This is a genomic window from Actinacidiphila sp. bgisy145 (genome assembly GCF_057708125.1).
On sequence record NZ_JBYIRL010000091.1, the window covers coordinates 1 to 6,224 of the forward strand.

The 6,224-nt window shown below is 70.8% G+C and carries 6 protein-coding genes; 3 read left to right on the forward strand and 3 right to left on the reverse strand.

Annotated features, from left to right (window positions below; all coding sequences use genetic code 11):
* Window positions 1-22: 22 nt before the first annotated feature.
* The 3 genes from AC3ERT_RS36315 to AC3ERT_RS36325 are packed head-to-tail and all read right to left on the reverse strand — an operon-like array spanning window position 23 to window position 1,966.
* The gene (locus AC3ERT_RS36315) at window positions 23-865 is read right to left on the reverse strand and encodes an aminoacyl--tRNA ligase-related protein (protein ID WP_435179415.1); all 843 of its coding nucleotides are present in this window, start codon (window positions 863-865) and stop codon (window positions 23-25) included.
* Window positions 865-1,104, reverse strand: a complete 240-nt coding sequence (locus tag AC3ERT_RS36320; protein WP_335984394.1) for a hypothetical protein — start codon at window positions 1,102-1,104, stop codon at window positions 865-867. The genes AC3ERT_RS36315 and AC3ERT_RS36320 overlap by 1 nt, the downstream gene beginning before the upstream one ends.
* Window positions 1,094-1,966, reverse strand: coding sequence for a diiron oxygenase (locus AC3ERT_RS36325; protein WP_335984393.1), 873 nt, complete (start codon window positions 1,964-1,966; stop codon window positions 1,094-1,096). Before AC3ERT_RS36325 ends, AC3ERT_RS36320 begins: the two co-directional genes overlap by 11 nt.
* A 276-nt stretch (window positions 1,967-2,242) precedes the next feature.
* Between AC3ERT_RS36325 and AC3ERT_RS36330 the strand changes: the two genes are divergently transcribed.
* The 3 genes from AC3ERT_RS36330 to AC3ERT_RS36340 form a co-directional block, all read left to right on the forward strand.
* Window positions 2,243-3,871: an AMP-binding protein gene (locus tag AC3ERT_RS36330; protein ID WP_335984392.1), complete on the forward strand. Its 1,629-nt coding sequence runs from the start codon at window positions 2,243-2,245 to the stop codon at window positions 3,869-3,871.
* 286 nt (window positions 3,872-4,157) lie between these two features.
* Complete coding sequence (locus AC3ERT_RS36335) at window positions 4,158-5,117, forward strand: 3-oxoacyl-[acyl-carrier-protein] synthase III C-terminal domain-containing protein (protein ID WP_335984391.1); 960 nt, start codon at window positions 4,158-4,160, stop codon at window positions 5,115-5,117.
* Window positions 5,118-5,181: 64 nt separating this feature from the next.
* Window positions 5,182-6,224, forward strand: a 1,043-nt coding sequence (locus AC3ERT_RS36340; RefSeq protein WP_435138034.1) for an SDR family oxidoreductase, incomplete at its 3' end; no start/stop codon positions are given.

A 6,224-nucleotide genomic window follows, 5' to 3' on the forward strand; every position in this document is an offset into this window, starting at 1 on the left:
TCTCGGGTCCGCACGGGTTCGCTCACGACAACGGCCACTTGGCGGTCACCTCCGCGGCCAGGGCCCGCAGATCGGGCCAGGAGGCGGGGTCCTCGCCGTGGGTGCCGAGGATCGCGGCCAGCCACCGCTCCAGTCCGAACGCGACGCACGCGGTGTGCGCGTCCTTGCCGTCCCGGGTGATGCCGAACGCCTCGCCGAAGTGCTCGTGGTGCAGGTTCACCGACGAGATCGCCAGGTCCCCGTAGGTCGCCTCGCGCTTGACCGGGCTCAGCTTCTGCATCAGGAACGCCGGGTTCTGCTCCGGCTCGAAGAACGGGTCGGTCGCGTGCTCCCAGGAGACGTCCAGGCCGGCCAGCTCGAAGAGCAGCGTGACCGCCTCGCTGGTCTGCCGCGCGAACTGCGCGGTCTCCTCGGCGGTGCCCACGCACACGATCTCCCGCATGGTGAACGACCACTGGCGGCGCAGCGGCACGTACTCCCGCTCCCGCCGGTAGCAGGTGTTCACCGTGGTCAGGTAGAGCGGCTCGGCGAGCGCCTCGCCCTCGTGCGCCGGGTAGAGGTGGTAGCAGGCGGCCGGGGTGAGGATCTCGTCGGCCGGGCCGAGGAACGGCCGCGGGTCCTGGTCGGGGTCCTCGGCGAAGCCGCTGATGCGGTCGGGCTCGAGCCCGACCGCGAAGGTGGCCTGGTGCGGGAAGGACCGCAGGTAGCCGGTCTTCCGCAGCACGGCGGCCGGCAGCGTGGAGGGGTGCCGTTCGCCCTGCGCCCCCCACACCTCGGCCAGTTGGAGGAACGCCGCGTCCGCGTCGCCGGCCAGCCGCAGCAGCTCGCCGGAGAGCGAGACCTGCCCGGAGCCGTGCCAGCGCATCACGACTGCGTCCCGAAGCGGGTCGCGAGCGTGTCGATGTCGCGGAAGTCGGTCGGACGCAGGTCCTCGACGTCGATCGGGGTGCCCCGCAGCCGCTCCATCAGCAGCAGCAGCTCGGGGATGTGCACCGAACGCAGGGTGCGGTCGGCGAAGATCGGGCTGTGGTCGGTGACCTGCACCCCTGACTTCTCGCTGACCCACGCGCGCAGCTCGGCGCGGAAATCCGGCTCAGAAAGCATCGACGGGCTCCTCGGGAAGGATCTTTTCGGTGGCGAGGAAGCCGAGGCACTTGGCGGTGACGGTGCGGCGGTGCTCCCGCTGCGCCGGGGAGTTCCACGCGCTCTCGGCTACTTCCCAGGGGTCGGCCAGTCCGGCGTCGGCGTAGACGTCGGGGTTGTAGTACTCCCGCCAGCTACTGGTGATGAACGCCGCGAGGTGGCCGCGGACGTCGTCGACGGTCTGTGCGTCCCACTGCTTGGTCCGCCACAGCTCGGTGACCAGGTTGCGCCCGAAGATCAGGTGCCTGGCCTCCTCGACGTGGTGGTTGCGGTTGATGTACCTGGCCACCGGGTGCAGCCGCTCGTCGCGGGCCTGGAGCCAGTTGTAGTGGTCCACGATCTCCTCGAAGACCATGGTCTTGGCGAAGAAGAGGAAGTCGCCGACGTCCCGCGGCACTTCCTCCTCACCCACGGAGAACTGGCGGCTGCGGTACACCCGCGCGTAGCGGGTGCAGAAGCCGCCGAAGAAGATGCTGTGCTTGTTCTCCTCGTCGAGGAAGTGATGCAGGTAGTCCGCCACCTGGATCATGTCCTTGCGGTACAGCCGCTCGGCGAGGCCGGCCATCAGGCCCTTCTCGCCGTGGATGTTGAGGCTGTAGAAGTTCACCGCCTCGTGGAACGCCAGCCGCTTGCGGTCCGCCTCGGACATCTTGTCCCAGTACGGGGTGCCGTTGAGGCTGAGGAGTTCGGGGGAGGAGAACCAGTCCACGCCGGGGTCGACGGACTCCGGCCAGTCCAGCGCGGTGTACGGGTTCTGGTACGAGTGCTGGGACACCTCGCTGAGCCGCCGAGCCACCGCTGCCACGGATTCCGCGAGGCTCATGTCTCGTCTCCCGTGCGCCCATGCAGCCGATCACTCATGTCGCCTCCAGAGACGGAAATAGCAGCGTCGTCGCGGCTTTCAATGCCGTTGGGCGTCAGGTAGGACTTGAACGAATCGATATCGAGAGGTTCCAACATCGAGCTCCCGTCTTCGGGCCGGGTCTGCCGCCCGTTCCCGCGAATTGTGTGGGCGGAATCATCGATGGAGCGAGCGTAGGCCGGGTGACTCAGGCAAATCCCTAGTCAATATCGCCGCCAGGTCGTGCAGGATGGGCGCATGTCGATACTTGGGTGGCTGAGTGCGCCGTCTCCCGGCCGCGGCGTGTGGTTCGCCGGGGAGCGTGACGGCTGGGAGCGAGTGGAGTACGCCGAGCTTGCCGAGGACGCGCGCAGGGTCGCGGCGGACCTGGCCGCGCGGGGCGTGGGCCGCGGCGACGTCGTCGCGATCGCCCTGCCGGGCAACCGCGACGGGCTGGCCGCGCTGTACGGCGCCTGGGCCGCGGGCTGCTGCGCGACGATGCTGCCGGTGCCGGGGTACGGGGCGGGCGCGGAGTACACCGCGCACACCGCCGCGATCCTGGCGCAGGCGAAGCCCGCGGTGACCTTCGCCGACGCCGAGTCGGCGCCGCTGCTGGCCGAGGTGACACCGGTCAGCGAGGTGCGGCGGGACGCCGGCAGCCCGGCGCAGGTGCAGGAGCCGGGCCGGGTCGCGGTGCTCCAGTTCACCTCGGGCACCACCCGCAGCCCGCGGGCCATCCAGGTCACCTGGGACAACATGGACGCCAACTTCGCCATCCTGCGCCGCTGGATGCGGTGGCAGGACGGCGACGGCATGGCGTCCTGGCTGCCGTTCAACCACGACATGGGCCTGCTGACCTGCGTGATGACCGCCGACCGGCAGGGCGACCTGTGGCTGATGCGGCCCGACCAATTCATCCGCAGCCCCGAGCGCTGGCTGTCGTGCCTGAGCGCCGGCAAGGCCGCGCACTCCGGTGCGCCGTCCTTCGGCTTCGGCTACGTCGCGCGCCGGCTGCGCCCGGAGCAGTGGGCGAAGCTGGACCTGTCGGGGTGGCGGACGGCGGTCGTCGGCGGCGAGGTGCCCGACCCGGGCGCGCTGCGCGCGTTCGCGGCCGCGGCCGCCCAGGCCGGGTTCGACCCGGCCGCGCTGCACCCCGCCTACGGGCTGGCGGAGAACACCTCCGCGGTCACCGCGGGCGCGGTCGGCCGCCCCGGGCGGGTGGCGCGGCCGGACTGGGAGCAGATGCGGTTCGGCGAGCCGGTGACCGTACTGGAGACCGGTCTGCTGCTGCCGCCGGCCGGCGCTGTGACCCCCGAGGCCGGCGACGGCACCGGCTGGCTGGCCGGCCAGGGCTGGCCGCTACCGGAGGACGGTGTCGGGGTGGAGATCGCCGACGCCGAGGGGAAGGCGCTGCCCGAGGGCTCGCTCGGCGAGATCGTCATCACCGGCAGCTCGGTCACCGACGGGTACGTCGGCGAGGAGCCGTTCGACGGTCCGCTGCACACCGGCGACGCCGGGTTCGTGCACGACGGCGACCTGTACGTGCTGGGCCGCATGGGCGACAGCCTCAAGGTCCGGGCCCGCACGGTGTACGTGGAGGACCTGGAGTTCAAGGCCCGCGAGGCGGCCGGCCTCAACCGGCTGGCCGTGGTCAGCATGAGCGACGGCGGCCGCCCCGGCGTCGCCGTCTTCGCCGAGGCCGAGCCGGGCCCGTGGGCGGACAAGGTCACCCAGGCGCTGCGCACCGAGCTCGGGCCGGACCCCGAGATCGCCGTCATCTCCGGCGAGCACGGCCTGATCCGCCGCACTTCCAGCGGCAAGCCGCAGCGGCGCGCGATGTGGCAGTTGTGGTCGGCCGGGAAGCTCCCCGGCACCCGGATCGTGTGAGCCTCGGGCACTGACCGGCACCGACCGGCACCGAACACCGGGCACCGAACACCGGGCGAACGGGCAGCTGCCCGTCGCCGAACGGGCATTGCCGAATTACGGCCGGCCGCCGGCGTGTTCCGCCGGCGGCCCGGCGCCTGAACGCGGAAACAGCGAGCCGGCCCCGCGCGGTCCCGGACTGACTAGGGATTTACCTGAGCCGCCGGACCTATGCTCGTCCCATCGATGATTCCGACCACACAATTTCGCGGCGCCAGAGAAGGCCCGGCGCGAAGACGGGAGTTCGATGTTGGAATCCCTCTACATCGATTCGTTCAAGTACGCGCTCGGTGAACGGAAAAGCAGTGTCGACGAATCCGCGGCGGCGGGCCGGCTTTTCTCGTCCGCCGAGGACATGAAGGCCGCCGGATTCCGCTGGCACTACATGTGTGAGCCGGGGACCTCGGCCTACGACCTGGCCTGTTCCGCGGTCCGCCCGATCGCCGACAAGGCGGCCGGCGCCGACGCCATCGTGTACGCCACCTGCCTGCCGCTCAACGCCAACGTGGGCAGCGACGAGGAATGGCGCAGCAGTCGGGACGTCAAGCACCTGATGGACTTTCCGGTGAGCCGGCTCCAGGCCGACTTCAAGCTGGACGGGGCGATAGCGATCGGCCTCAACCAGCAGGCGTGCACCTCGATGCTGGGTTCGCTGCGGATCGCGGGCGCGATGCTCGCCACCGAGCCGACCTGGGAACGCGTGCTGTGCGTGACCGCCGACCGGTTCCCGGAGAACGCGGTCTACGAGCAGGCTTACAACGTGATCTCCGACGGCGCCGCCGCCTGCGTCGTCAGCCGGCAGCCGACCGAGGGCGGGTTCCGCCTCGTGGCCAGCCACCAGATCACCAACGGCGGTCTGGGCATGGCGAGCGACGACGAGACGGTGGGCAGCTACTTCAGCTACATGCACCGGCTGATCGCGCAGACCCTCAAGCGCGCCGACCTGCAGGCCACCGACCTGGACTGGGTGATCACCCAGAACACCAACGACGTGGCCTGGACGGTTCTGGCGCACCTGTTCAAGATCGACACCGAGAAGGTGGTCAGTGTCACGCTGCCCGACGCCGGGCACGTGATCTCCGCCGACAACGTGCTGAACCTCGCCGCCCTGGTGGAGTCCGGGCGGATCAAGTCCGGCGACCGGCTGCTGCTGACGATGGCCGGCTTCGGCCTCAACTGGCAGGCCACCATCCTGGAGGCGGTGTGAGCGGCCAGCGCCGGCCCCGAACGTACGCCGACCGCCCCGTCCGCCTCGCGGAGGTGACCGTCTCATGACCGTCCTGGTAACAGGTGCCGCCGGCTACGTGGGCGGCCTGATCGTCAAGGCCCTGCGCGAGCACGGCGGTTACGGCGACGTCCTGGCGTACACCCGCGCCGAGGCGGACCTCACCGTGCCCGGCGCCCTCGACGGGGTGCCCACCGCGGGCCTGACGCACATCGTGCACGCCGCCGCCGTCACCAAGTTCGCCGTCCCGCGGGAGACCGCGAAGGCGGTCAACATCGGCGGCACCGCGCAGGTCGTCGAACTGGCCAAGCGCTGCCCCGACCTGGAGCGCGTGGTCCTGCTGTCGACCCTGTACACCGCCGGCCTGGCGGTCGGCGACATCGCCGAGGAGCCCGCCGGGCCGGTGCTGGAGCCGCGCACCGCCGCGGACGGCGCCGACGGCGCGGACGCCGAGGCGGCCGAAGACACCGTACGGTTCGCCAACTACTACGAGTGGTCCAAGCACACGGCCGAGCGCCTGGTGCAGGACAGCGGGCTGCCGGCCACCATCGCCCGGGTGCCCACCATCATCGCCGACGACGACAGCGGCCGCGTCACCCAGTACAACGCGGTGCACAACACGCTCAAGCTCCTCTACTACGGGCTGCTGTCGCTGATGCCGGGCCTGTCCGACATCCCGGTCTCCCTGGGCACCGGGGAGTTCACCGTCAACGCGACCATGGCGCTGCTGGCTGCCGAGCCCGGCTACTACCACGTCTGCCCGGACCTGGAGCAGACCCCGCGGCTGGGCCGGATCGTGGACCTGATGTTCACCGCGTTCGAGCAGGACTCCAGCTTCATCCGGCGGCAGATCCTGCGGCCGCTGCTCGTCGACGAGGCCGCCTTCGCCAACCTGATCAACGGCCTGCGGACCCTGCCGCACGGGCCGGTGCTCGACGCGCTCGAGTCCGTGTCGCCGTTCTCCGCGCAGCTCTTCCGGCCGAAGGTCTTCGGCAACACCCGGCTGCACAAGGCGTGGCCGGGCTACCAGGCGCCCGACCCGGACGCGCTGGTGTCGCAGACCGCGGAGTACCTGGTGCGGACCCGATG